We start from the raw sequence: 24637 nt of genomic DNA, 5'->3' as shown, positions 1-24637 counted from the left end.
ACAAGAATTGCACCGAAAAAGACGACAGGAAATCCACATGGCCGCCACCGTCATCCCCGCTCCTAAACCCGTTCTCCTGCCCGTTGAAGGCACGGGCGATCTGTTCCCCGTACGGCGGGTCTATTGCGTCGGCCGCAATTATGCCGATCACGCCATTGAGATGGGCCACGACCCCTCGCGCGAGCCGCCCTTTTATTTCCAGAAGAACCCGGACAATCTGCTGCCCGCCGGTCAGGATTTCCCCTACCCGCCGCTATCATCGAATGTGCACTACGAAGTCGAGTGTGTCGTGGTTCTGAAAAGCGGCGGTGCCGATATCCCGGCGGCCGAGGCGCTGGACCATGTCTGGGGTTACGCCGTCGGCATAGACATGACCCGCCGCGACCTGCAGGACGGTCTGAAGAAGATGGGCCGCTCCTGGGAAGGCGCGAAGGCCTTCGAATATTCCGCACCGGTCTCCCTCATCGTTCCCGCAGACAGGATAGGCCACCCCGCCGCAGGTGCGATCTGGCTTGATGTCAATGGCGAACGCAAGCAGACGGGTGATCTTGCCCAGATGATCTGGAAGGTGCCGGAAGTGATTGCCGAGCTTTCCAAGCTGTTCACGCTTGCCGCCGGTGACGTCATCATGACCGGCACGCCGGCCGGCGTCGGCCCGATCGTGCGTGGCGACCGCATCGAATGCGGCGTCGAGGGTGTCGGCACGCTGGGCGTGACGGTTGCCTGAAAGCCATCGCCAAGACTAAAGGGAGGACACCGCCATGCCGCTTTACCGCCTCGCCGACCGGGTGCCGCAGACCCCTGCGCCTAATCGCTACTGGGTGGCGCCCGATGCCAATGTCATCGGCTCGGTCACGCTCGGTGAAGATGTCGGCATCTGGTTCGGCGCAACGCTGCGCGGCGATAACGAGCCGATCAGCATCGGCCGCGGCACCAATATTCAGGAAGGCGTGATGGTGCATAGCGATCCCGGTTTTCCCGCCGTCATCGGCGAAATGTGCACCATCGGCCACCATGCCATCGTGCATGGCTGCACCATTGGCGACAATTCGCTCGTCGGTATGGGTGCGACGATCCTGAATGGCGCGAAGATCGGCCGCAACTGCCTCGTCGGCGCCAATGCGCTGGTGACGGAGGGCAAGGAATTTCCGGACAATTCCCTGATTGTCGGCTCGCCGGCGCGCGCGATCCGCACGCTGGATGATGAGGCCGCCGCGGGGCTGCGCCGCTCGGCGGAGAAATACATCGAAAACTGGAAGCGTTTTTCGAAAGATCTGGCGATAATTGAGGGATAGGAAACGGCGGGCATCCACGCCCGCCCTGCCATGAGATTAAGCCGAGCAGGCGGCGCAGAGGCCGCGAATTTCAATGGTGGTCTTTTCCGCCTTGAACTTGCTGTCCTTCACCCAGCGCTCCAGGCGATGGTCGATTTCATGATCGTGGAATTCCGTCACCTGCCCGCAGGATTCGCAGATAGCGAAAGCCACCGTGCCATGGTGGTGCGAGCAGCACTCAGCCTGCGTGTGGGTGCAGGCAACGAACGCATTAAGGCTCTCGAGCCGGTGCACGAGACCAAACTCCACAAGCTTTTCCAGCGCCCGGTAAACCTGCAGCGGCGCACGAAAACCCTCATCCCGCAGCTTGTCGAGGATCATATAGGCGCTGAGCGGCTGATGCGCGTTTGAGAGGGCATTCATGACCAGCGACTGGTTCTTGGTGAGGTTCTGCTGGGTCTGCGCATTCATGATTTGCCTCCTTCATCCGCGGCGCGGGAAAAACCCGGCGCCGGCAACAGGCTTATAACGAAGAGGAGCACCGCGGCAACCACGATGGATGGGCCGGACGGTGTATCGTAACTGAGCGAGCCGAACAGGCCGCCGACAACGGCGACCGCACCGATCAGCGACGCGACCACCGCCATCACCTCGGGCGTGGCGGAAAAACGTCTGGCGGTGGCAGCCGGTATGATGAGCAACGACGTGATGAGCATGATGCCGACCACCTTCATGGCAATGGCGATCACCAGTGCCATCAATAGCGTGAAGAACAGCTTTGCGCGCTCCGGGTTCAACCCCTCGGCCTCGGCCAGCTCCGTATTGACGGTGGAGGCAAGCAGCGACCGCCACAGGAACACCATGGAGACGATGACCACCAGCCCGCCGCCCCAGATCAGGGCGATATCGCTGCGGGTGACGGCGAGAATATCGCCGAACAGGAACGAGACGAGATCAATGCGCACCCAGCTCATGAAAGCGACGATGACGAGACCGATCGCCAGCGCCGAATGGGACAAGATGCCAAGCAGCGCATCGGCGGAAAGTGCCTGTCGCCGTTGCAAGAAGAGCAGCAGGATCGACACGGCCGATGCCACCAGAAAGACGCTGACAATGAGGTTGAGCTTTAACAGCAGCGACAGGGCGACGCCGAGCAGCGCCGAATGCGCCATCGTATCCCCGAAATAGGCCATGCGACGCCAGACGACGAAACAGCCGAGAGGACCGGCAGTGAGCGCAACGCCGATACCGGCGACCATGGCGCGAACGAAGAAATCGTCAAACATGGCGCTCTCCCTGTCGCTCGCTGGGAGGCGTATGGCCCTCATGCTCATGGCCGCAACCACACTCGTCATGGCTGTGGTGATGGTGGCCGTGGTCATGCATATGGTGGTGCCCATCCTCGGGGTGGCAATGATCGGTCACCGAACCATCCGCATGCTGGACCCGGCCATCGGGCAGATGGGTATGATCGTGATGGTGGCTATAGACGGCAAGAGCCTTGGCAGCCGAGCCGCCGAACAGCCGCATATATTCCGGGCTCTGGCTCACCGCCTGCGGCGTGCCCCGGCAGCACACATGGCCGTTCAAGCATATGACAGTGTCGGTTTCCGCCATCACCACATGCAGGTCATGCGAGATTAACAGAATTCCGCAATTATTTGAATTTCTGATATTTTTTATCAGATCATAGAGCGCGATCTCGCCGGAGAAATCGACACCCTGCACGGGCTCGTCGAGAACCAGCAGATCGGGTTTGCGGGCGATGGCGCGGGCGAGAAGCGCGCGCTGGAACTCGCCGCCGGAAAGGTGCTGCACTTCCGCATTGGCGAGATGCGCAATGCCCGTCGCATTCAGCGCCGCGTCGATTTCGCGGGCTGGCAGCGGCCCCGTCAGCGTCATCAGCCGCCGCACCGAAAGCGGCATGGTCCAGTCCACGGAAAGCTTCTGCGGCACATAACCGACCTTCAGACCGGCAATGCGCGAAACCTCGCCCTCGGTCGGCTTCACCACGCCGATCGCCATTTTCGCGCTGGTGGATTTGCCGGAACCGTTCGGCCCGATCAGCGTGACGATCTCGCCTTTGCTGACGGAAAACTCCACGCCGCGCACCAGCCAGCGGCCGTTGCGCTGCACGCCGGCATTGGCAAGGGAAACCAGTATCTCTTTGCCCCGATGGGCGGAATGAAGCATGGGATTGTCCGTTCGGCGATGTTGCTTACCGCTATTGCATACGTTATAGAGTTACGCAATAAATGTAATAACATAACTATACTTCTTCAAGTGGAGTGCATTTCATGAAATCGTTTCTGATCCCGCTCATGGCATCGGTGGCAATAGCGGCCGCCGCTTCCGGCGCCACCGCCGCGCCCGATGTCGTGGTCTCGATCAAGCCCGTCCATTCCCTCGTCGCCGCCATCATGCGGGGCGTCGGCGAACCGCAGCTCATCGTCGACGGCGCGGCCTCGCCACATACCTATAATCTCAGACCGTCCAATGCGCGCAAGCTCGAAAAGGCCGATGTGGTCTTCTGGGTTGGGCCGGGACTGGAAGCATTCCTGGAAAAGCCGCTCGAAGCGCTTGCCAGCAAGGCAACCGTGGTGGAACTGGAAGACGCAAAGGGTCTGGAAAAGCTGCCCTTCCGCGAAGGCGGCCCCTTTGAAACACATGACCATGGCGATGAAGGCCACGAGGCGCATGACGGCCACGCTGAAGAGGAAGGCGCGCACGATCATGGACACGACCATGCGGAGGGGCACGAGGACCATGACCACGGCGCATACGACACCCATCTCTGGCTCGATCCCGCCAATGCCAAGGCCATGGCGCAGACGATAGAAACCGCGCTGATCGCCGCCGATGCCGGCAATGCCGCGACCTATCAGGCCAACACCAAAAAACTGATCGACGACCTCGATGCGCTCGATGCCGAACTCAAGGAAACGATCAAGCCGGTGAAGGACAAGCCCTTCATCGTTTTCCACGATGCCTATCAATATTTCGAGCATCGTTACGGCGTGAAGACGGCGGGGTCGATCACCGTCAGCCCCGAAACCCTGCCCGGTGCGGACCGCGTCAAGCAGATGCAGGAAAAGGTTCGCCAGCTCGGCGCAACCTGCGTTTTCGCTGAACCGCAATTCGAGCCGAAGCTGATTTCGGTCATTACCGAAGGCACCGCCGCAAAGTCGGCGACGCTCGATCCGGAGGCAGCGACACTGGAACCCGGCCCGGACCTCTATTTCAAGCTGATGCGCGGCATTGCAGGCTCGCTGAAGGATTGCCTGTCCTGATGCGCATTGCCGCCGCTCACGCCCCGGCTCCGTCATTCCGGCTTTGAACCGGAATACGGCAGAAGCGTGAATGACCGGAATAATACATATTTTAAACCAGTTACTTGCGCTTGAAATATAAAGTACTGCATAAGGGAACGAGCCGCGACAATCGCTCGGCAGAGACGTCGCGCCATCAATCGCAAAGCGGCTCGTTACGGCTTCGGCGCCATCGAAGACCAGACAGGGCTGCTGATGCTCTGCAGGGTTTCCGGCGGCGCGCCGTTGATGCGCGCCAGAAGGGCCTTCGCAAGCTCCCTGCCCGCCAGCTTGATATCCTCATTGACGGTGTGGATCTGCGGCTTGATCCAGTTCAGGAACTCGGCGGACTGTTTCGAAACGATATCGATATCTTTGCCGATTTTCACACCTGCCGCTTCGAAACCGGCCACCAGCGCAATGGTGCTGCTGCCGCTGATCGAAACGATGCCGTCGGGACGGTCATCCGATTGCATCAGCTGCTGGCCGAAATCGCGGATTTTTTCGAGCGGCGTTTCGATGGTGATGGCATCCAGCGGAAATTCGCTAAGGCCGAAATCCCTGATCGCCCGGTTGAAACCCTTGCGGGCGTGATCGTGGAACGAAAACCGCGATGGCGGCACGACGACGGCGATCCTTTTGCGTCCGCATTGCGCCAGCCGCTCGACCGCCTCATAGGCATAGGCCTCATTGTCGAAATCATGAAATGCATGGTCGATGCCCATATCGGACCGCCCATGGGTGACGAAGGGCATGTTGCGCTCGGTCATGAACCGAACGCGCGGATCGTTGGGCTCGATTTTCGAAATAATGACACCATCCGCCGAACCGGTATCGAGAATATAGCGGATCGGCACCATGGAATCCTTGGCATGGATGTGGGGCGTCACGACCAGATGATATTGTGTGGTGGAAAGAACCTCGGTGATGCCGAATACCATCTGGCTGGTGAAACCCATCAGTTCTTCATCGACGCTCAGCACAAGGGCGATCACATTGGTCTTGCCGGTGCGAAGGCGCACCCCGGCGCGGTTTGGCTGGTAGCCGATCTGCCGGGCGATCAGCCGCACGCGCTCCTTGGTTTCAGCGCCGATATCGGGCGCATCCTTCAGCGCGCGCGAGACGGTGGTGATGCCGAGACCCGTCATATAGGCGATTGTCTTCAAGGTCGGACGCTCGCCCGTGGTCGCGGGTATCTCGTCCCTGCCGGATTTGCCAGTATCGTTCATGTCATTTCGCCACGCTTTACCGAACGATAATCATAGATAGCTTTTGCGCTGTTGCAAAGGCAAAGGTCGGCAGTCAAAGGCCAGTTCGTCCGACTATCCGCCAATTCAGCTAAAACGATATAGGTCCGGAAAATATTTCCCGACTGCGACCCTGTTCTTCCGGGGCCTAAAGTTCGGATATCATTGGATGAAAATCCTAATTATTCAGATTAGAAAACTGACATAAAATACTAATATAAAATGATAAAACTAACGAATTACTGAGCGAGACAACGTCATTGTCAAGACCCGGCGTTCCCCGGCATTTTTCATGTTACTGATTCCCACTCAAAGGAATGACGGAACGATTGTTTTACGGTAACGTTGCCGAAGGGCGGAAATCGCAAAGCCGGATAAATGTGAGGCAGCCGCTTTGCGAGCATCCATTCTCCCCAGATTCTGACACAAGCCTGCACCATGATGCAGGCCAGTCTTCTTCGAATTCATATTATGCAGGGTCCGATTATGATTTCTTCTTCCTCGCCCGAAACCCTCATCGATCTGGCCGGGTCCTGGCGCTTGACCTCGGTGGAAGGAGACCACGCCACCCAGCTTTCCGTACCGGGCGATATTCACACCGCGCTCAAAAATGCGGGCATCATTCCAGATCCCTATCACGGCGCGAATGAGAAGGCGGTGCAATGGGTCGCGCAGCAGGACTGGATCCTCGAGCGCACATTCATTCTCGATGAGGCGGATGCCAGCTGGTATCTCGATATCGATTACCTCGACACCGTCGCCATCGTCTTCGTCAACGACATCCCGGTCCTGAGCGCCGACAATTGCTTCCGCCGTTACCGCCCGGATGTTTCGCGCGCCGTGCGGCCGGGTGAAAACACCATTCGTATCCATTTCCATTCCAACATCGCGGCCGGTGCGGAACGGCAGGCGCGGCAGCCCTTTTATATTCCCTATCACCCCGGCAATTCGCCGATCGCCAATGGCAACATGCTGCGCAAGCCGCAATGCCATTTCGGCTGGGACTGGAATATCGCGATTGCGCCGCTCGGCCTTTACGGCAAAATCCTGCTGAAGCGCCTCAATACAGCCCGCATCGAACATGTCGTCACCTCGCAGCACCATGTCGAAGGCGGTGTGGAACTGCATGTGGCCGTCACGCTGTTTGCCGAAGGCCCCGCGAGCTTACCGGTCTATCTGTCGCTGAATGACGAAAGGCTCAGGCTCGATTGCGGCGTCGGTGCCGGCGAAACGGTGGTGCGTCACGTCTTCTTCGTGGAAAATCCGGAGCTCTGGTGGCCGGCCGGCAGTGGTGAGCAGACGCTCTACAGGCTAACGGTGGAATTGCCCGATGAGACCGTCACCCGCCAGATCGGCTTCAGGACCATCGAACTACTGACGGACAAGGATGAAGCGGGCAGCCGTTTCGCTTTCCGTATCAACGGCCGGGAAATTTTCTGCCGCGGCGCCAACTGGATTCCAGCCGACGCGCTTTATTCACTGACCAGCCGGCAAAAGACCGAAGACCTCCTCTGCTCCGCGGTCGAGGCCAACATGAACATGATCCGTGTCTGGGGCGGCGGGTTCTATGAGGAAGACTGGTTCTACGATCTCTGCGATCGTCTCGGCCTTCTGGTCTGGCAGGATTTCATGTTCGCCTGCAATCTTTATCCCTGCAGCGAGGACTTTCTCGACAATGTCGAACACGAGGTCGATTACCAGGTGAAACGCCTGTCCTCGCATGCCTCCATCGCGCTGTGGTGCGGCGATAACGAGCTGGTGGGCGCGCTGACCTGGTTCGATGAATCCCGCAACAATCGCGACCGCTATCTCGTCGCCTATGATCGTCTGAACCGCACCATCGAATGGGCCCTGAAAAAAGCCGCCCCCGAAGCGCTCTGGTGGCCATCGAGTCCCGCGTCTGGTTACCTCGATTACGGCGATGCATGGCACGCGGATGGTTCCGGCGACATGCATTACTGGTCCGTCTGGCACGAGAACAAATCCTTCGACAATTACCGGTCGGTCAAACCGCGCTTCTGCTCCGAATTCGGGTTCCAGTCCTACACATCCATGCCCGTCATCCGCACCTATGCGGAAGACAGGGACATGAACATCGCCTCCCCGGTCATCGAGCTGCACCAGAAGAATGTCGGCGGCAATGAACGGATCGCCGGCACCATGTTCCGTTATTTCCGCTTCCCCAAGGATTTCGAGAACTTCGTCTATCTGAGCCAGGTCCAGCAGGCGCTGGCCATCCGCACGGCTGTCGACTACTGGCGCTCGCTGAAACCCCATTGCATGGGCACGCTTTATTGGCAGCTGAACGACACATGGCCGGTCGCCTCATGGTCGAGCCTCGATTATGGCGGCGGCTGGAAGGCGCTGCATTATGCCGCCCGACGGTTCTTCCAGCAGGTCACGGTCTCGGCCATTCCCTCCAGGGATGGGCGACAGGTGAGCTTTTCCATGGTCAACGACACAGCGGAAGACGTCGAGATCGACATGAACATCGTTGCGCTGACCATGGACGGCAACCGCGTGCCGCTGAAATCCGCCAATGGAACATGCGCGACGGATAAGGCCGCGACGCTGACCGAAATCGACATGGACAGCCTGCCGGATGGCGCCATCCTTGCATGGAGCTTCATTGCCTCCAACGGCATGACCGGCGAAGGCCATCACGTGCGCGACACCTACAAGGCGCTGGAGCTTCAGCCCGCCGGGTTGGATCTGTCAATCGGGCCGCTGAAGAACGGTCAGTTTGAAATCGATGTCACCGCCGCCGGTCTCGCCCTCTTCGTCATGCTGGAGGCGGACCAGCCTGGGCGATATTCGGACAATCTGTTCGATCTTTCCGCCGGCGAAACGCGCCGCATCATCTTCACCCCGAAGGCGGATGGCCCCCAGCCGCATTTCCGCATCTTCGATCTTCATACCTGCCAATCCTCGCCCAATCCGGGCCCAATCTCGGGCCAATCCCGGCATTGAAACCAAGCGGAGAAAGGCATAACCATCCCTCTGGGGAATGACAGGTGCGCCCGCACCTGTTTTCATCGGTTCAAAGGTTGCCGGGTTCTCCGGCAGCCAGTCATCAGCAAGTGGAGGAAGACCCATGGTTTGGCAACCGGCCGAAAACCGATACGCGTCCATGAAATACAATCATTGCGGCAAGACCGGCCTGAAACTGCCGGCGATTTCGCTGGGGCTCTGGCACAATTTCGGCAACGATACGCCGCACCAGACGAAACAGGCCATTTGCCGTCGCGCCTTCGATCTCGGCATCACCCATTTCGATCTCGCCAACAATTACGGCCCGCCGCCCGGCAGCGCCGAAACCGCCTTCGGTGAAATCCTGAAGACGGATTTCGCCGGCTATCGCGACGAGATGATCATCTCCTCCAAGGCTGGCTACAACATGTGGCCCGGCCCCTATGGTGAATGGGGCAGCCGCAAATATCTGATCTCTTCCTGCGACCAGAGCCTGAAGCGCATGGGGCTGGACTATGTCGATATTTTCTATTCCCACCGTTTCGACCCCAACACGCCGCTTGAGGAAACCTGCGGCGCGCTGGACCAGATCGTGCGCTCGGGCAAGGCGCTTTATGTCGGCATCTCGTCCTACAACTCGAAGCGCACCCGTGAGGCCGCCGCCATCCTCAAGGACCTCGGCACGCCCTGCATCATCCATCAGCCGAGCTACTCGATGATCAATCGCTGGATCGAGGAAGACGGTCTCGTCGATACGCTGGAAGAGCTGGGCATCGGCTCCATCGTCTTCTCGCCACTGGCGCAGGGCATGCTGACGACGAAATATCTCGGCGGCGTGCCGGATGGCAGCCGTGCATCGCAGAGCAAGTCGCTGAACCCGGCCTTCCTTAACGAGCGCAATGTGGAAAACATCCGCTCCCTCAACAGCATTGCCGAACGCCGCGGCCAGACGCTGGCGCAGATGGCGATTGCCTGGGTTCTGCGCGGCGGCCGCATCACCTCGGCACTGATCGGCGCAAGCCGTGTCGAACAGGTCGAGGATTGCGTCAAGGCGCTCGACAATGCCGAGTTCTCCACCGAGGAGCTGGCGGAAATCGATCGTTACGCCAGGGATGCAGATATCAACCTCTGGGCAAAATCCGCCGAACGGGTCTGATACAGGAACGGTCGCCCGGTTCCTCCGGGCGGCCTTCGCACCCCGAAACTTGCGCCAAGAAACTCAAAACAAAAGATTAACTCCCGCCACTAAGCATTAACAACCATTACATAAATGTAATTTTAAATTCAGTTTCCGTTCATTCGTTTATTCGTAAGTTCTTCTCATCGAAACCCGAGAGGAAACTTCCATGAAAAAGTTCGTCACCATTCTTCTGGCAGCCACCGTTCTTGCAGCTCCGATGGCCCAGGCCCAGAGCCGCCACGACGATCGCCATCGCGGCGTCACCGTCGAGCGTCAGGTCACCACCAAGAAAGTCATCGTCAAGAAGCACCGCTGGGATCGCGGCCAGCGCCTCTCGGCCCGTGAGCGCCGCAACATGGTGGACCGCCGTGACTACCGCCGTTACCACCTCGCAGAACCGCGCCGCGACCAGCGCTGGGTACGCGTCGACAACCAGTTCCTGCTGATCAACGCCGTCAGCGGCCTCATCGTCGGCCTCGCCGCCGCCCGCTGAGTTGAAGCAGCAACCGAAATGAAAAAGGCCCGCTTGCGCGGGCCTTTTGTTTTTATCGTTTTAGCCGATCAGAAAATTTCGGCGCCGCTGCCCCATGGGCCGTGCGGTTTGTCCACTCCGTCGGTGCGTTCGAAACCATGCGCGCCGAAGAAGTCGCGCTGCGCCTGAATGAGGTTGGCGCTGCCGCGACCGCGGCGATAGGCATCGAAATAGCCGAGTGCCGAAGCCAGCGCCGAAACCGGCAGGCCAGAGAGCACGGCGTAGGAAACCACGCGGCGCAGCGGCGCATCGGTATCCTTGACGATGGCGGCGAAGGCAGGCGTCACGATGAGGTTGGCCACATGCGGATCCTTGGTGAAGGCCGAGGTGATCTCATCGAGGAATTCCGAGCGGATGATGCAGCCAGCGCGCCAGATGCGGGCAATCGTCGGCATCGGCAGGCTCCAGTTGAACTCCTTCGAAGCCGCCGACATGATGGCGAAGCCCTGCGCATAAGCGCCGACCTTGGCGGCCAGAAGCGCGCTTTCCAGATCGGCGATGAAGGCCTTTTTGTCAGCCGGTGCCGCTGCAAGGGTCGGCAGGCCGAAGATCTTCTCGGCAGCTTCGCGCTCATCCTTCTGCGAGGAGAGAATACGGGCAGCCACGGCCGCTTCGATGGCGGTTGCGGCGACGCCCATGTTCTGCGCCTCGATGACCGACCACTTGCCGGTGCCCTTCTGGCCGGCCTTGTCGAGGATCAGATCGACCATCGGCTTGCCGGTGATCGGATCGGCGGCGCGCAGAACCTTCTCGGTGATTTCGATCAGGTAGGAATTCAGGCGGCCCTTGTTCCATTCGGCGAAGACATCGGCGATTTCGACGGCGCTCATGCCAAGGCCATCACGCAGGATGCCGTAGATTTCGGCGATCATCTGCATGTCGGCATATTCGATGCCGTTATGGATGGTCTTGACGAAGTGGCCGGCGCCGTCATTGCCGAGCCATGCCACGCACGGATCGTCATTATACTTGGCGGAAATGGAGGTCAGCACCTTCTCGACACGCTTCCAGCTGTCTTCGGTGCCGCCGACCATGATCGACGGTCCGTGACGCGCGCCTTCTTCACCGCCGGAAACGCCCATGCCGATAAAGGTCAGGCCGCTATCCTTCAGATTGTCGAAACGGCGGATCGTATCGCGGAAATTGGCATTGCCGGCGTCGATCATGATGTCGCCATTGGCGAGATGGGGCTTCAGGATTTCCATCTGCTGGTCAACCGGATCGCCGGCCTTGATCATGATGATGATCGGGCGCGGAGGACGAATTGCAGCGACGAATTCCTCGATGGTTTCGCAGGGAATGATCTGGCTCTGCAGTTCGCCCGCATCGGCGTAGAATTTTCGTGTAACTTCCGGGGTTCGGTTGAATACGGCAATCTTGTTGCCCTTTTCCGCGATGTTCAACGCCAGGTTCGAGCCCATGACGCCGAGACCGATCAAACCGATTTCTGCCTGTTCCACGGATGTGCCTCCATCTTGCTTTTAGGTGGTCGTGTTGTGGCACTGTAATCACCAAACGGCAAGGCTAGGCGCGACTGAAACGATTAAATTTTGATGACGCAAATCAGCTTTGCATATTTGCGACAGGTCAAGGCCAGTTCGAAACTGACCTTTTGCTTCTCCTTCAAGAGGGCCGTGGCCGGTCATCCCCATCATCGATTACCCGCCAGGCAGCCCCGTCCATATCGTCATACTGCCCTGATCGAACCGACCAGAGGAAGGCGAAAAGCCCGAGTGCGCCCAGAAACAGCGCGACGGGAATGAGATAGATCAACATGTTCATGCCAGTTGCGCCCCCTCACCCGCAAATCCTGTTTTTACGTCGTTCCGGGGACGGATGGTTTCCGCCGCACCGGCGAGGCGCAACGCATTGGCAACGACGATCAGTGAAGATGTCGACATCGCAATGGCCGCGATCATCGGCGTCGCATAACCGGCAACCGCAATCGGCACGGCGATGATATTATAGCCGATGGCAAGCGCGAAGTTCTGCCGGATAAGCCTTCCGGCCCGCTGCGATGTCTCGATCGCAAAAGGCACGGCATTGAGATCCTCCTGCATGAACACGAAATCCGCGGCCTGACGGCCAATGTCGGCGGCGGTGGCGGGCGCCATGGAAACATGGGCGGCGGCGAGCGCCGGCGCATCGTTGATACCGTCTCCCACCATCAGCACCCTGCGCCCCTCTCCGGCAAGTTCGGCGCAGCGCGCCGCCTTGTCCTTCGGCGAAAGGTCCGCACGCCAGTTACCGATCCCCAGCCGCTGCGCCATCGCGCTGACGGCGGCGGCCCGGTCACCCGAAACGATTTCCTGCATCAGGCCCCGCACTGAGAGATCACGCAAAGCCGCAACCGCACCCGCGCGCGGATTATCCTCGAAGCCGAAGCTCGCCAGTTGATGGCCATCGAGCGACAGCACCACTTCCGACCGCGCATCGCCATTGTCGGTCTGTGCCTCATCCGGGCAGGCGAAACGGCGATTACCGAGCCGGTAGATGCCGGCTTCCGTCTCGGCCTCGACACCCGAGCCTGGAATTTCCCGCACCACCTCATAGGCCGGCAAGGCACCGCTATAAGCGGCATGCAGGGCTTTCGAGAGAGGATGACGCGAATGGGCGGCAAGTCCCGCCGCAATTGCCATGGTGGCCGGCTTCACATCACCTGTCTCGACCAGTCTCGGTTTACCAACGGTCAGCGTGCCGGTCTTGTCGAACAGTACGGTGTCGATTTCGGCCAGCCGCTCCATGGCCGAGCCTTCCTTGACCATGATGCCGTGCCGGAAGAGCCGTCCAGCGGCCACCACCTGCACGACGGGAACAGCAAGGCCGAGCGCACAGGGGCAGGTAATGATGAGAACCGCAATGGCAATCAGCATCGCCTGTTTCCAGTCCCCGCCAAAAATGCCCCAGCCGAGGAATGTAACCAGCGCGAGAAGATGCACCACGGGTGAATAATAGCTTGCGGCGCGGTCGGCGATACGGCGGTAACGCGCCCGCCCGCCTTCGGCCGCCTCCATCAACCCGATCACTTCCGACAGGAAGGAGTCCCTGGCCGAGGCGGTCACCCGGGCGGTGAGCGAACCGGTGAGGTTGAGCGTGCCGGCCTGCAGGCTGTCGCCTGCCGCAACGCGACGCGGCGCGCTTTCACCATTGACGATGGACATGTCGAGATCGCTGCTGCCGGAGACGACAATCGCATCCACCGCCACACGATCACCTGCCGCAATCGCAATCGACATTCCGGGTTGAACATCGGCAAGCTGGCGGTATTCCCGCGTTCCATCCTCCCCGATGACGGTCGCCCCGCGCGGCGACAGCCGGGCCAATCCGGCAATGGCCGAGCGCGCCTTGTCGCGCATGATATGGTCCAGCGTGCGGCCGATCAGCAGGAAGAACAGCAGCGATACGGTCGCGTCGAACCAGGCATGTTCACCGTGATGGATCGTTTCCCACAGCGAAACGGCATAAGAGAGCGTGATGGCAAGCGCGATCGGCACATCCATGTTGGTGCGGCCGTGTTTCAGCGCGTTCCAGGCAGATTGATAGAAGAAACGCCCGCCATAGATCAGCGCCGGCGCGGCGATCATCGCCGAAATCCAGTGGAACATGTCGCGCGTCGCCGCATCCGCCCCCGACCAGACGGAGACAGACAGAAGCATGATATTGGCGGAGGCAAAACCGCACAGCGCCACCGCCCTTATCAGCTGCGAGCGCAACGCGTCGGAGGCGTCCTGTCCGCTGGCGAAAAGATGTGTGCGGTATCCCGTCGACAGGATTGCACGGGCAATCTCGGCGGGATCGGTCCTGACGCCATTGACCTCTTCCCTCCACACAACCGCCACACGTTTGGATGACAGGTTCACCCGCGCGCGTTCCACCTGCGGCAAACGGTTAAGCGCGGTCTCGATGGTTGTGATGCAGGCACCGCAATAAACATCCGGCACGCTGAGATCGGTCTGACGCAGCCCCTGCCCCAGATCGCGGCTCGCCAGCAGCAATTCCTCCGACGATGGTGGATTGACCGGCTCGCCGAGTTGAAGCGAGCCTTCCGTTCCCGGTGCGCAGCAGCTCATTGACGTCCCCTGATAACGGCAATCCGCGTGCCCTCATGCACGATGATCCGGCCGTCCTTGACGGCGGTAACCTCGACGATCCATTGCCCCGGCAGCATGTCATGTGCGCCGGTAAAGACGCCGGTGGTGGCCGGGGTCAGTTCCATGTCGAAATTCTGGCTTTCACCCACGGGCCGACGAAAATGCGCCGTCACCGTATCCGTATCGATCGGACCTTTATCGGGATGGAAAACCTCGTAACGTACGGTCTTCTCATCCACCACGAGCCTGCCCTTGATGCCGGTTGCGGCCCGTGCTTTGGCGGCTTCCGCCTTGGCATTGAACTGCTGGCTGGCAACATAGGTGTTGGGCACAACGAGCCCGCTCCAGCTGTGGACCGCATTCCAGGCCATGATCATGTTGACGGTGATGATGGTGCCAAAGAACAGCACCATGACGCCGAGCATGTGCCAGCCGGTGAAAACGAAGCCGGATGTCTGGCGATTGTTGACTGTCATTTTTTCACTCCCGGAGCATTGAAGACCGCATCGTAGCGGGCCGTTTCGTGGCCGGCCGTATCGCTGACGATGAATTCGAAGTTTTCCGCCGTCCGCGCGATATCCTTGCCCGGCAGGGTGACGAAGACCTTCAGCGTCGTCGCCTCATCCGGTTCCACCGTCACCTCGAAGGCGCGCGCGGCCGTATCCGGCATGCCGTTTATCTTCATCACCGCATTCGGAAGGCCTTCTATTGTCAGGCTCATCACGCGCGGTTGCGGCACCATGTTGAGAATGCGCACGGTATAGCCGTTACGGATCGAACCGTTCGATTCCAGCACATATTGCGGATTGCGGTCGTGCAGGACATTGAGCGCCAGCCGCTCGCGCGTCACAAGCGCAAACAGCATGCCGATGCCAACGGCAGCCCAGATGGCGGTATAAAGCAGCGTGCGCGGCCGGAAGATGATGCGCCAGTTGAAGTGGCGGACGCGCTTGCTGAAACTGCCGTCCTCCTCACGCACATTGGCGGGGCGGATGGCGTACTCGCCATTGCCGGTCGCCAGCGCCATGTTGGACTGATATTCGGACAGCGTCGCATAGGCGATCAGCCCGCGCGGCTTGCCGATCTTGTCCATCACCCCGTCACAGGCATCGATGCAGAGCGCACAGGTGATGCATTCCAGCTGCTGCCCGTCCCTGATGTCGATGCCCATGGGACAGACCGCGACACAGGCATTGCAATCGACGCAATCGCCGATGCTCTCCCCAGCTGCCGCAGCCTTCTTGGCGTGCCGCGAGCGCGGCTCACCGCGCCAGTCATTATAGGTGACGACAAGCGAATTCTCATCCAGCATCGCCGCCTGGATGCGCGGCCAGGGACACATGTAGGTGCACACCTGTTCCCGCATCAGCCCGCCGAAGACATAGGTAGTGGCGGTCAGCGTGGCGACGGTCGAGTAGGCGATCATCGGCGCCTGCCCGGTCATGAACTGCATCGCCAGCGTCGGCGCATCGGCGAAATAGAAAATCCAGGCGCCGCCGGTCAGAACGCCAATCACCAGCCAGATCGCATGTTTCAGCACCCGCTTGCGCAATTTGCCAAATGTGAAGGGCGCCGCATCCAGCTTCATGCGGGCGTTCCTGTCGCCCTCGATCGCCCGTTCGACCACCAGAAACAGGTCGACCCAGACGGTCTGCGGACAGGTGTAACCGCACCATGCGCGCCCGACGGCTGATGTGACGAGAAACAGCCCCAGCCCCGCCATGACCAGCAGGCCGGCAACAAAAAAGAACTCCTGCGGCCAGATTTCGATGAAGAAGAAATAAAAGCGCCGGTTGGCGATATCGATCAATACCGCCTGATCGGGCGCATAGGGACCACGGTCCCAGCGCAGGAACGGCGTCAGATAATAGATGCCGAGCGTGACCAGCATCACCAGCCATTTGAACCGCCGGAACCTGCCTTCGGCGCGCTTCGGAAAAATCTTCTTGCGCGCTTCGTAAAGCGGTTTGCGCGTTTTTGCGGAATTGACGGCCTCCGCCTCCAGCCTTTCGACGGGCTGTTGCGGGCGATCCTGTCCGGCGCGATAGATGTTCATGATAGGAGTCCATTTTTATCTCCTTGCTTTCTCCCATCTCCCCGGTGAAACATCCTTGACTTACATCAAGTGACGACAAAGTGGCGCAGTATGGAAACGCGCCGCCAAGGGAGGATGAAATGCCTGTCATGCAGTCGAGAATCATTCATCTGTCGGTCGAAAAACCATGGAGCCACGTCTATGACTTCGCCTCCAACCCGCAGAACATGCCCCGATGGGCCGCAGGCCTTGCGGGCGGCCTCACCCCGGACGGCGAGGACTGGATCGCCGAGGGCGGGCCGCTTGGCGAAGTGCGCGTCAATTTTGCGCCCGCAAACGAGTTCGGCGTCATCGACCATGTCGTGACATTGCCGGATGGCGTGAAGGTTTATAACGCGCTACGGGTAACGCCGAACGGCAGCGGCACGGAGGTGAGTTTCACCCTGCTTCGCCTTCACGGCATGACGGACGAGGATTTCGAGCAGGATGCAAAATCGATCACGGCCGATCTCGAAACGCTGAAGGCGCTGCTCGAAAAGGATTGATGGAGGAACCATGACCACGAATACGAACGACCGGCGGATCGACTATGTCGAATTCAACGTCGCCGATATCGAGCGCAGCAAGGAATTTTACGGCGGCGCCTTCGGCTGGTCCTTCAAGGATTACGGTCCGCAATATTGCGAGTTTTCCGATGGCCGGCTGACCGGCGGTTTCACCACCACGGCGCCGGTTTCGGCCAAGGGCGGACCCCTCGTCATTCTCTACGCCGCCGATATCGAAGACGCACAACGCCGCGTCGAGGCTGCCGGAGGCAGGATCAGCGTCGCGATCTTTGCCTTTCCCGGCGGACGCCGTTTTCATTTCGCCGATCCGGACGGATATGAACTGGCCGTCTGGTCGGACAAATAAAAAAGGGCCGCATCACGCGGCCCTTTCTTCTTCTACAGGAGAGCTTATTCGCCCCCACCAAGCGAATGCACGAAGATCGCCAGTTGCTTGACGGTCGTGTCACCGAGACGCTCACCCCAGGCGGGCATGACGCCGTGCTTGGGCGAACGTATCTGCGAGACAATCCCCTCTTCGCCCTGGGACTTCAGCCAGATCGCATCGGCAAGATTGGGCGCGCCGAATTCGCGATTACCCTTGGCGTCTTCCCCGTGGCAGGAGGCGCAATTGTCGGCAAAGAGCTGCTTGCCTGGCTCCACCAGCGCCGGGTTGGAGGGGGTGCCGGTGAGACTGACGACATAGGCGGCAACCTCGCGAATTTCATTCGACTGGAGGATTTCGCCAAAGGCCGGCATTTCCGAAGCGCGCGTATCAGAATCATCGGCAAAACGAATGCCGTGCTTCACCGTCGTATAGATGTCGTCGACGCTGCCGCCCCACATCCAGTCGTCATCGTTGAGGTTGGGATAGCCCTGCCCGCCTTCCGCGCCCGAACCGTGACACTGAATGCAATTGACCTTGAAAGCCGCAGCGCCGCCGGAAAGGGCAAACTGCATCAGGGTCGGGTCGGCCTGAATTTCGGCGAGCGACGAATTGGCGATCTTATCGACAAAGACGCTCTGCGACTGTTTTGCATCGGCAATTTCGGCGGCAATATCGCCGCGGCTGTTCCAGCCGAGCAACCCTTGCGTCGCCCCATTGATCAGCGGCCATGCCGGATAGGCGATGGTATAACCGATGGCCCAGAGGATCGTGAAATAAAAGGTCCAGACCCACCAGCGCGGCATGGGATTGTTCAGCTCGCGGATACCGTCCCATTCGTGGCCGGTGGTTTCGACGCCGCTGATGTCATCAATGTGTTTTTCGGACATATCCTAGTCCTCCTTGAGCGGAATGCTGGCGGCATCGTCCGCGGCCTTCTTAGAGCCGGGGCGAAGGGTGAAAACGACGACGCCGGCGAAGAACAGGGTCATGGCAAGCAGACCCCAGCTGTCGGCGAAGTGGCGCATGGCCGTGTAGGTTTCCATCGTTTCGCCTCCTCACCGGTATCCGGCGGCATCGTCATAGGTCGAGAAATCGACCAGCGTGCCAAGCATCTGCAGATAGGCGACCAGAGCATCCATTTCGGTAAGCTTGGCCGGATCGCCGTCGAAATCGCCGACCTTCGCCTTCGGGTAACGCGCCAGAAGTTCCGACGAATCCGCATTCGGATCGGCCTGGGCGACAAGATCAGCCGCGGACTTCTCGATCATCTCATCGCTGTAGGGCACACCAACGGCGCGGTTGGCCTTCAGCTCCATCGAGATGTCGGTGATCTTCAGCGGTGTCGTCTTGAGGAACGCGTAAGACGGCATGATCGATTCCGGCACCACGGAGCGCGGATCGGCCAGATGCTGCACGTGCCATTCGTTCGAATATCGATCGCCGACGCGCGCAAGGTCAGGCCCCGTGCGCTTGGAACCCCACTGGAACGGATGGTCATACATGGATTCCGCCGCCAGGCTGTAATGCCCGTAACGCTCCACCTCGTCGCGGAACGGCCGGATCATCTGGCTGTGGCAGACGTAACATCCCTCGCGGATGTAGATGTTGCGCCCGGCCAGTTCCAGCGGCGTGTAGGGTCGCATGCCCTCCACCTTCTCGATGGTGTTTTCGAGATAAAAGAGCGGTGCGATTTCCACGATGCCGCCGATGGAGACGACCAGCAGGGAGCCGACCAAAAGCAGCGTGGCGTTGCGTTCGATGACGCCGTGTTTGTCTAGTATGGACATCGGCCTCTCCTTATTCAGCAGGCTGCAGCGAAGGAGCCGCGTCCTTGCGGGCGCCCTCCTCGCGTTGATGACCGAGGATGGTCATCGTGACGTTGTAGGCCATGATCAGCGCGCCGCTGAGGAACATCAGACCGCCCAGTGCACGCATCACGTAATAGGGGAACAAGGCCGCGACCGATTCCGCGAAGGAATAGACGAGGAAGCCTTGGGCATCATATTCGCGCCACATCAGAGCCTGCTGGATGCCGGCCACCCACATGACGGCGGCGTAAACGACGATACCGAGCGTGGCGAGCCAGAAGTGCCAGTTGACCAGTTGCAGGCTGTAGAGACGGTCCCTGCCCCAGAGTTTCGGCGTCAGGTAATAGATCGCGCCGAAGGTGATCATGCCGTTCCAGCCAAGCGCGCCGGAATGAACGTGGCCGATGGTCCAGTCGGTATAGTGGCTGAGCGAGTTGACGGCCTTGATCGACATCATCGGACCTTCGAAGGTCGCCATGCCGTAGAAGGCCACCGCCATCACCATCATGCGCACGACGGGATCGGTGCGGATCTTGTCCCATGCGCCCGAAAGCGTCATCAGGCCGTTGATCATGCCGCCCCACGAAGGCATCCACAGCATGACCGAGAACACCATGCCGAGCGTCTGCGCCCAGTCGGGCAGCGCGGTATAGTGCAGGTGATGCGGACCAGCCCAGATATACATGAAGATCAGCGCCCAGAAGTGGATGATCGACAGGCGGTAGGAATAGACCGGGCGGTTCACCTGCTTGGGGATGAAATAATACATCATGCCGAGGAAGCCGGCCGTCAGGAAGAAGCCGACGGCGTTATGGCCGTACCACCATTGCGTCAGCGCATCCTGCACGCCGGAGAACGCCGAATAGCTCTTGACGCCCAGGAACGACACGGGCACCGCCAGATTATTGACGATGTGCAACATGGCGATGGTGACGATGAAGCCGAGATAGAACCAGTTCGCCACATAGATATGTGGCTCCTTACGCATGAAGATCGTGCCGAGGAAGGTAACGAGATAGGCGACCCAGACGATGGTCAGCCAGATATCGACATACCATTCCGGCTCCGCATATTCGCGGCCCTGGGTGATGCCGAGCAGATAACCGGTGGCGGCCATGATGATGAAGAGGTTATAACCCCAGAACACGAACCAGCCGAGATTGCCGCCGAACAGGCGCGCGCGACAGGTTCTCTGCACCACGTAAAAGGACGTGGCGATCAGCGCATTTCCGCCAAAAGCGAAGATCACCGCCGAGGTGTGCAGCGGCCGCATGCGGCCGAAATTGAAATAGGGGGCGATGTTGAGATCGGGAAAGGCGAGCTGAAGCGCCACCACGACGCCGACCAGAAAACCGACGACACCCCAGAACACGGTGGCGATGACGCCGTATTTCACCACCTCGTCGAAATATTCCGACTTGAGGCGGGCACGCGCGGCTGAATCGACAGGCGCGAAGGAGACACGGCGCAAAAGAAGCACCGTGCTGACCAGAAGCGTAAAGAACAGCACCCACATATGGGCGGCGAAAAGACTGTCATGGGCAAAGGCTGCCCCAAGCAACGCGAGAAAGGCCCCAAGGGCCACGATCGCGGTTTCTAACGTGTAATTCATTGTTGGTTTCCCCCAACGTGCAAGCCGACCGACGAAAGGCACGGCACGCGCCTGGGAGAGCGGAAACGCGCCTTTGCGTCGGTTGGAGCATTGCCACCGGCAGGGGAACGCCACCTTGATCCAGATCAAGAAAGCAAAGCTGTCGCAGCCCCGGTAAAACAGGGCGCGGCTTTATGGGGGGAATTTGCGTAAGAGCAAAAGTGCGCGCCTATGTCGGCCCTGCTTTTGAAGGTGCCGTTTCAGCCCTTCATCTTCAGCGGTAGACCGGCGGCGACAAAATAGACCTCACCGACAATGGCGGCGATTCGCTGATGCAGGCGGCCGGCATGATCGCGGAATTCACGCGCCATACGGTTTTCCGGCACGATGCCGAGACCGACTTCGTTGGAGACGAAAATCAGCCTCGCCCGAGCCGATACAATCGCCGCCTCAAGCGCCGCAAAGGCAGCCTCGATATCGGCATTCTCCATCATCAGATTGGTGAGCCACAGGGTGAGGCAATCGATGAGAACGACATTTTCCGGCGCGTCGAGCTGCTCCAGCACGGCGGCAATATCGACGGGCGCTTCATGCGTGGCCCATTCGCCGCCGCGCCGCGCCTGATGATGGACGATGCGGTCGCGCATCTCGTCATCCCATGCCCGGCCGGTGGCCAGATAATGCAGGCTTCCACCGGACTTGCCCGCAAGCTCTTCCGCAAAACGGGACTTGCCGGAGCGCGCGCCGCCAAGAATGAAAACGGAGCGGTTCTTATCTGTCATCTAAAACCTGAAGGAAGAGAATGAAGCGGACCGGCATCTTCGCCGTGTCGCAAGCCAGGGACAGGCAGACATGAAGGGAACGATTCGTAGAAAAAGGCGTCCCCCGGTTGCTCATGCCGGACTGCCGCTGATACCGGACCGGAGAAAACAGGACCTGCCCGCAGGATGCGGGGCATATCAGCCTTGGCGACTCCGGATACCGGAAACACCGGTCCTGATGAAAGGCTAGGTGCGAACGGCCATCCTGTCAATCGGTCCCTGCCGCTAGCCAAAAATCAGGCGGAACCGGGACGCAAAACCTTAATCCGGAACCGGCAGACCTGTCGTCCGCGACTGGATTGATAAAGCGACTTGGTTACCGGAAAGTTAGCGAAAAACCGAATGATGAAACCGCAACGCCAAAGGAGAATATGGAGTGACGGCAGCCGCCGCCATTGCCTTGCCATGGCCTTCAAATCAATATGCTTTCAAAGATTCGCAAACAGCAAGGTGGCCTGCCCGTGATGACCGTCATGGACTATATCTCGATCGTCGTTTTCATCCTGTTATGGGCCGTCTATACCCATGTCACGACGGGGACGAGGCTGTTTTCGAGAGCCAGCCTCAATCAGGCCATGGCCGAGCGCCGGCGTGACTGGATCATGAATTCGCTGAAGCGCGACCTGAAGATGATCGACACGCAGATCATGGCCGGCCTGCAGAACGGCACCGCCTTCTTCGCCTCCACCTCCATCTTCGCCATCGGCGGATGTTTCGCCCTTCTGGGCGCGACCGAGCAGGTCGAATCGGTGTTTCGCGACATGCCTTTCGTGCATTACGCCGGGCGCACGGCCTTCGAACTGAAGGTCATAGGGCTCACCTGTCTTTTCGGTTATTCCTTCTTCAAGTTCGGCTGGTCCTACCGCCTGTTCAACTATTGCACGATCCTGTTCGGCGCCATTCCCATGGTCCACGACGTCGGCGCCGATCGTCAGGCGGCGGAGCGGGCGGCCGAAAACGTCATAAAGATGAACATCATCGCTGCTAAGAACTTCAATGACGGGCTGCGGACCATCTTTCTGTCCATCGGTTATCTCGGCTGGTTCATCAGCCCTTACGTCTTCATCGCCAGCACGGTCATCATCATCGTGGCGCTGTTACGCCGCCAGTTCTTTTCCGAAGCGCGACGCGCCATCATGGAAGAAAACAGGCCTTGAAATAGCCGCACTTCAAGGGCCAAGCCCAGCGTGATACCGGCCTCCCCGAAAGCTTGAAAAACGGACACCATGGACACGAACGCAGCCGCAAACGAAAACCGCCGCAAAGGCCGCATAGGCGGTCTCGACACCCTGCGCGGGCTGGCCCTCATCGCCATGGCGTCCTACCACTTCACATGGAACCTGGAATATTTCGGCTATCTCGAACCCGGCACGGCGACGACCGGCCTGTGGAAGCTCTATGCGCGCGGCATCGCCAGCTCGTTCCTGTTTCTGGCCGGTTTCAGCCTCTTTCTCGCCCACGGCAAGGGCGTGAACTGGCCGTCTTTCGGCAAGCGTTTTGCCATGGTGGCAGGCTCGGCGCTGCTCATTACCGTCGCCACCTATTTCGCCTTTCCGGACAGCTTCATCTTCTTCGGCATATTGCACAATATCGCCGCCGCAAGCCTTGTCGGGCTGCTGTTCCTGCGAGCACCCGCGGCCGTGACGCTGCTTTTTGCGGTGATTGCTTTCATCCTGCCGCACTATCTGCAATCTGAACTGTTCAACGCAAAATGGCTGGCCTGGATCGGTTTGTCCACCATGCCGCCCCGTTCGAACGATTATGTGCCGCTGCTGCCCTGGCTTGCGCCCTTCCTTGCCGGACTTGCGGTCTCGCAATTCGTCACGCCGAGCGACTGGCTGGATCGTTTTCGAAGCCCGAGTTCGCCTCGCAACCTGATCGCAGGCGCCGGCCGTCACAGCCTTGCCTTCTACCTCATCCACCAGCCGGTGTTGATCGGTCTCGTTTACACCCTGTCGCTTATCGCCCCGCCCCCGCCTGTCGATCAGGTCGAGCTTTACAAATCGAGCTGTGAAAAGAGCTGCGTCGAGCAGGCGAACGGGCTGGAGCTGTGCCAGCGTTTCTGCGGCTGCACGCTGGAGAAGCTGCAGGCGGAAAACCTGTTCGACACGATGATGGAAGGCAGGCTCAGCGCCGATCAGCAGACGAAGGTCAGCGAGGTGGCGCAGCAGTGCACGGTTGAGGCGCAGTAGGCTCAGGTAGCCAGAACGTTAGCGCTTGCCGCCTTTTCTTCTCCCCGCCGGGGAGAAGGTGGCCCGAAGGGTCGGATGAGGGGGCAACGTCTGCGATAAATCGAGAGCTTGCCCCCTCATCCCGCTGCCGCGACCTCCTCCCCGGCGGGGAGAAGAGACAAGCGAAACCCGCTCGTTCCATATGCAACAAAAGTGAAAAGGCTTCGGAGCCATTCTCGACAGCTACGTCAACGGAATAGCCAACACCGCTATAGGGCCGGGGCCGGCTTCAAGTCCCAACGCCGATTTCGGCAAGCCGCGTCAGACAGGCTTCTTCGACATTGTCGAGTTCCGCCAGCGTCTCTTCGATGTCCTTGCGTTTTTGCCGAAGCTCGGCGCGCTTTTCATCGACCTTCTTCATCAGAAGCACCAATTGGCCCGATTCGCCCGGCGGTTCCTTGTAGACGTGAATGATTTCGCGAATTTCGGAGATGGTGAAACCGATACGGCGGCCGCGCAGGATTTCCTGAATGAGGCGGCGGTCCGCAGCCCTGAAAAGCCGTGTGCGCCCGCGACGCTCAGGGTGAATCAGCCCCTCGTCCTCGTAAAATCTCAAGGTACGGGTGGAAACACCGAATTCGCGTGTCAGTTCGGTTATGCTATAATACTTGTCCAA

General features: G+C 59.7%; 25 protein-coding genes. 10 read left to right on the top strand and 15 right to left on the bottom strand.

Annotated elements, in window-relative coordinates:
• The first annotated feature begins 37 nt into the window (after positions 1-37).
• On the top strand, positions 38-727 hold the full coding sequence (locus ACIK7D_RS00465; RefSeq protein WP_400155378.1) for a fumarylacetoacetate hydrolase family protein: 690 nt from the start codon (positions 38-40) through the stop codon (positions 725-727).
• Between the two features lie 34 nt (positions 728-761).
• The gene (locus ACIK7D_RS00460; protein ID WP_400155377.1) at positions 762-1295 is read left to right on the top strand and encodes a gamma carbonic anhydrase family protein; all 534 of its coding nucleotides are present in this window, start codon (positions 762-764) and stop codon (positions 1293-1295) included.
• A gap of 36 nt (positions 1296-1331) precedes the next feature.
• On the opposite strand, the gene zur is transcribed toward ACIK7D_RS00460, so the two are convergent.
• Genes zur through znuC form a run of 3 tightly spaced genes read right to left on the bottom strand, consistent with a single transcriptional unit; the run spans position 1332 to position 3467 of the window.
• On the bottom strand, positions 1332-1745 hold the full coding sequence (gene zur / locus ACIK7D_RS00455) for a zinc uptake transcriptional repressor Zur (RefSeq protein WP_020809932.1): 414 nt from the start codon (positions 1743-1745) through the stop codon (positions 1332-1334).
• On the bottom strand, positions 1742-2560 hold the full coding sequence (gene znuB / locus ACIK7D_RS00450; protein ID WP_400155376.1) for a zinc ABC transporter permease subunit ZnuB: 819 nt from the start codon (positions 2558-2560) through the stop codon (positions 1742-1744). Before znuB ends, zur begins: the two co-directional genes overlap by 4 nt.
• Positions 2553-3467 (bottom strand): zinc ABC transporter ATP-binding protein ZnuC, encoded by a 915-nt coding sequence (gene znuC / locus ACIK7D_RS00445; RefSeq protein WP_400155375.1) that lies wholly within the window; start codon positions 3465-3467, stop codon positions 2553-2555. The genes znuB and znuC overlap by 8 nt, the downstream gene beginning before the upstream one ends.
• Positions 3468-3571: 104 nt before the next feature.
• On the opposite strand from znuC, the gene znuA reads away from it, so the two are divergent.
• On the top strand, positions 3572-4564 hold the full coding sequence (znuA, locus tag ACIK7D_RS00440) for a zinc ABC transporter substrate-binding protein ZnuA (RefSeq protein ID WP_400155374.1): 993 nt from the start codon (positions 3572-3574) through the stop codon (positions 4562-4564).
• Positions 4565-4758: 194 nt separating this feature from the next.
• Here the strand turns inward: znuA and ACIK7D_RS00435 are convergent, their stop codons facing one another.
• Positions 4759-5811 (bottom strand): LacI family transcriptional regulator, encoded by a 1053-nt coding sequence (locus ACIK7D_RS00435; protein ID WP_400155373.1) that lies wholly within the window; start codon positions 5809-5811, stop codon positions 4759-4761.
• Positions 5812-6300: 489 nt separating this feature from the next.
• Here ACIK7D_RS00435 and ACIK7D_RS00430 point away from each other — a divergent pair, with 489 nt between their 5' ends.
• From ACIK7D_RS00430 to ACIK7D_RS00420, 3 genes are all read left to right on the top strand, one after another.
• A complete protein-coding gene (locus ACIK7D_RS00430) occupies positions 6301-8799 on the top strand; it encodes a glycosyl hydrolase 2 galactose-binding domain-containing protein (protein ID WP_400155372.1) in 2499 nt (832 codons plus the stop codon).
• Between the two features lie 124 nt (positions 8800-8923).
• On the top strand, positions 8924-9955 hold the full coding sequence (gene mgrA / locus ACIK7D_RS00425; protein ID WP_127756005.1) for an L-glyceraldehyde 3-phosphate reductase: 1032 nt from the start codon (positions 8924-8926) through the stop codon (positions 9953-9955).
• Positions 9956-10145: 190 nt separating this feature from the next.
• Entirely contained in the window at positions 10146-10472 is a 327-nt protein-coding gene (locus ACIK7D_RS00420) for an RcnB family protein (RefSeq protein ID WP_003525025.1), read from the top strand.
• Positions 10473-10540: 68 nt separating this feature from the next.
• Here ACIK7D_RS00420 and gndA read toward each other — a convergent pair whose 3' ends face one another.
• The 5 genes from gndA to ccoG all read right to left on the bottom strand — a co-directional run bounded on the left by gndA (position 10541) and on the right by ccoG (position 16658).
• Positions 10541-11971 (bottom strand): NADP-dependent phosphogluconate dehydrogenase, encoded by a 1431-nt coding sequence (gene gndA, locus ACIK7D_RS00415; protein ID WP_400155371.1) that lies wholly within the window; start codon positions 11969-11971, stop codon positions 10541-10543.
• A 163-nt stretch (positions 11972-12134) separates the two neighbouring features.
• Positions 12135-12293, bottom strand: a complete 159-nt coding sequence (gene ccoS / locus ACIK7D_RS00410) for a cbb3-type cytochrome oxidase assembly protein CcoS (RefSeq protein WP_035223387.1) — start codon at positions 12291-12293, stop codon at positions 12135-12137.
• Complete coding sequence (locus ACIK7D_RS00405) at positions 12290-14581, bottom strand: cation-translocating P-type ATPase (RefSeq protein WP_400155370.1); 2292 nt, start codon at positions 14579-14581, stop codon at positions 12290-12292. The genes ccoS and ACIK7D_RS00405 overlap by 4 nt, the downstream gene beginning before the upstream one ends.
• A complete protein-coding gene (locus tag ACIK7D_RS00400; protein ID WP_065115620.1) occupies positions 14578-15078 on the bottom strand; it encodes a FixH family protein in 501 nt (166 codons plus the stop codon). Before ACIK7D_RS00400 ends, ACIK7D_RS00405 begins: the two co-directional genes overlap by 4 nt.
• A complete protein-coding gene (gene ccoG, locus ACIK7D_RS00395; RefSeq protein ID WP_206913003.1) occupies positions 15075-16658 on the bottom strand; it encodes a cytochrome c oxidase accessory protein CcoG in 1584 nt (527 codons plus the stop codon). The genes ACIK7D_RS00400 and ccoG overlap by 4 nt, the downstream gene beginning before the upstream one ends.
• Positions 16659-16777: 119 nt before the next feature.
• Here ccoG and ACIK7D_RS00390 point away from each other — a divergent pair, with 119 nt between their 5' ends.
• Together ACIK7D_RS00390 and ACIK7D_RS00385 are read left to right on the top strand one after the other, a co-directional pair.
• On the top strand, positions 16778-17182 hold the full coding sequence (locus ACIK7D_RS00390; RefSeq protein ID WP_400155369.1) for an SRPBCC family protein: 405 nt from the start codon (positions 16778-16780) through the stop codon (positions 17180-17182).
• Positions 17183-17192: 10 nt separating this feature from the next.
• Positions 17193-17549 carry a VOC family protein gene (locus tag ACIK7D_RS00385; protein WP_400155368.1) on the top strand — a complete coding sequence of 119 codons (357 nt, stop codon included), beginning with the start codon at positions 17193-17195 and terminating at the stop codon, positions 17547-17549.
• Between the two features lie 44 nt (positions 17550-17593).
• Here ACIK7D_RS00385 and ccoP read toward each other — a convergent pair whose 3' ends face one another.
• From ccoP to cobU, 5 genes are all read right to left on the bottom strand, one after another.
• A complete protein-coding gene (gene ccoP, locus ACIK7D_RS00380; protein ID WP_400155367.1) occupies positions 17594-18457 on the bottom strand; it encodes a cytochrome-c oxidase, cbb3-type subunit III in 864 nt (287 codons plus the stop codon).
• Between the two features lie 3 nt (positions 18458-18460).
• Positions 18461-18613 (bottom strand): CcoQ/FixQ family Cbb3-type cytochrome c oxidase assembly chaperone, encoded by a 153-nt coding sequence (locus ACIK7D_RS00375; protein ID WP_003502810.1) that lies wholly within the window; start codon positions 18611-18613, stop codon positions 18461-18463.
• 12 nt (positions 18614-18625) lie between these two features.
• Complete coding sequence (gene ccoO, locus ACIK7D_RS00370) at positions 18626-19357, bottom strand: cytochrome-c oxidase, cbb3-type subunit II (RefSeq protein WP_137003548.1); 732 nt, start codon at positions 19355-19357, stop codon at positions 18626-18628.
• A gap of 10 nt (positions 19358-19367) precedes the next feature.
• Positions 19368-20990, bottom strand: a complete 1623-nt coding sequence (ccoN, locus tag ACIK7D_RS00365; protein ID WP_080816974.1) for a cytochrome-c oxidase, cbb3-type subunit I — start codon at positions 20988-20990, stop codon at positions 19368-19370.
• A gap of 239 nt (positions 20991-21229) precedes the next feature.
• Positions 21230-21751 (bottom strand): bifunctional adenosylcobinamide kinase/adenosylcobinamide-phosphate guanylyltransferase, encoded by a 522-nt coding sequence (gene cobU, locus ACIK7D_RS00360; RefSeq protein WP_400155366.1) that lies wholly within the window; start codon positions 21749-21751, stop codon positions 21230-21232.
• Positions 21752-22254: 503 nt separating this feature from the next.
• Here cobU and ACIK7D_RS00355 point away from each other — a divergent pair.
• Together ACIK7D_RS00355 and ACIK7D_RS00350 are read left to right on the top strand one after the other, a co-directional pair.
• The gene (locus tag ACIK7D_RS00355) at positions 22255-22947 is read left to right on the top strand and encodes a DUF599 domain-containing protein (RefSeq protein ID WP_127756178.1); all 693 of its coding nucleotides are present in this window, start codon (positions 22255-22257) and stop codon (positions 22945-22947) included.
• A gap of 69 nt (positions 22948-23016) precedes the next feature.
• On the top strand, positions 23017-23982 hold the full coding sequence (locus ACIK7D_RS00350; protein WP_400155365.1) for a heparan-alpha-glucosaminide N-acetyltransferase: 966 nt from the start codon (positions 23017-23019) through the stop codon (positions 23980-23982).
• Positions 23983-24250: 268 nt separating this feature from the next.
• Here ACIK7D_RS00350 and ACIK7D_RS00345 read toward each other — a convergent pair whose 3' ends face one another.
• On the bottom strand, positions 24251-24637 hold the full coding sequence (locus ACIK7D_RS00345) for a MerR family DNA-binding transcriptional regulator (protein WP_003524989.1): 387 nt from the start codon (positions 24635-24637) through the stop codon (positions 24251-24253).

It is taken from the genome of Agrobacterium sp. P15N1-A (assembly GCF_044626815.1).
GTDB classification, from domain to species: domain Bacteria; phylum Pseudomonadota; class Alphaproteobacteria; order Rhizobiales; family Rhizobiaceae; genus Agrobacterium; species Agrobacterium leguminum.
Note: the sequence above shows the minus strand (reverse complement) of the source record. Positions and strands in the feature narration are given on the sequence as shown.

Coding starts and splice junctions, on each gene's coding strand:
- ACIK7D_RS00465 (WP_400155378.1), top strand. CDS start 38: ATGGCCGCCACCGTCATCCCCGCTCCTAAACCCGTTCTCCTGCCCGTT.
- ACIK7D_RS00460 (WP_400155377.1), top strand. CDS start 762: ATGCCGCTTTACCGCCTCGCCGACCGGGTGCCGCAGACCCCTGCGCCT.
- zur (WP_020809932.1), bottom strand. CDS start 1,745: ATGAATGCGCAGACCCAGCAGAACCTCACCAAGAACCAGTCGCTGGTC.
- znuB (WP_400155376.1), bottom strand. CDS start 2,560: ATGTTTGACGATTTCTTCGTTCGCGCCATGGTCGCCGGTATCGGCGTT.
- znuC (WP_400155375.1), bottom strand. CDS start 3,467: ATGCTTCATTCCGCCCATCGGGGCAAAGAGATACTGGTTTCCCTTGCC.
- znuA (WP_400155374.1), top strand. CDS start 3,572: ATGAAATCGTTTCTGATCCCGCTCATGGCATCGGTGGCAATAGCGGCC.
- ACIK7D_RS00435 (WP_400155373.1), bottom strand. CDS start 5,811: ATGAACGATACTGGCAAATCCGGCAGGGACGAGATACCCGCGACCACG.
- ACIK7D_RS00430 (WP_400155372.1), top strand. CDS start 6,301: ATGCAGGGTCCGATTATGATTTCTTCTTCCTCGCCCGAAACCCTCATC.
- mgrA (WP_127756005.1), top strand. CDS start 8,924: ATGGTTTGGCAACCGGCCGAAAACCGATACGCGTCCATGAAATACAAT.
- ACIK7D_RS00420 (WP_003525025.1), top strand. CDS start 10,146: ATGAAAAAGTTCGTCACCATTCTTCTGGCAGCCACCGTTCTTGCAGCT.
- ccoS (WP_035223387.1), bottom strand. CDS start 12,293: ATGAACATGTTGATCTATCTCATTCCCGTCGCGCTGTTTCTGGGCGCA.
- ACIK7D_RS00405 (WP_400155370.1), bottom strand. CDS start 14,581: ATGAGCTGCTGCGCACCGGGAACGGAAGGCTCGCTTCAACTCGGCGAG.
- ACIK7D_RS00400 (WP_065115620.1), bottom strand. CDS start 15,078: ATGACAGTCAACAATCGCCAGACATCCGGCTTCGTTTTCACCGGCTGG.
- ccoG (WP_206913003.1), bottom strand. CDS start 16,658: ATGAACATCTATCGCGCCGGACAGGATCGCCCGCAACAGCCCGTCGAA.
- ACIK7D_RS00390 (WP_400155369.1), top strand. CDS start 16,778: ATGCCTGTCATGCAGTCGAGAATCATTCATCTGTCGGTCGAAAAACCA.
- ACIK7D_RS00385 (WP_400155368.1), top strand. CDS start 17,193: ATGACCACGAATACGAACGACCGGCGGATCGACTATGTCGAATTCAAC.
- ccoP (WP_400155367.1), bottom strand. CDS start 18,457: ATGTCCGAAAAACACATTGATGACATCAGCGGCGTCGAAACCACCGGC.
- ACIK7D_RS00375 (WP_003502810.1), bottom strand. CDS start 18,613: ATGGAAACCTACACGGCCATGCGCCACTTCGCCGACAGCTGGGGTCTG.
- ccoO (WP_137003548.1), bottom strand. CDS start 19,357: ATGTCCATACTAGACAAACACGGCGTCATCGAACGCAACGCCACGCTG.
- ccoN (WP_080816974.1), bottom strand. CDS start 20,990: ATGAATTACACGTTAGAAACCGCGATCGTGGCCCTTGGGGCCTTTCTC.
- cobU (WP_400155366.1), bottom strand. CDS start 21,751: ATGACAGATAAGAACCGCTCCGTTTTCATTCTTGGCGGCGCGCGCTCC.
- ACIK7D_RS00355 (WP_127756178.1), top strand. CDS start 22,255: ATGACCGTCATGGACTATATCTCGATCGTCGTTTTCATCCTGTTATGG.
- ACIK7D_RS00350 (WP_400155365.1), top strand. CDS start 23,017: ATGGACACGAACGCAGCCGCAAACGAAAACCGCCGCAAAGGCCGCATA.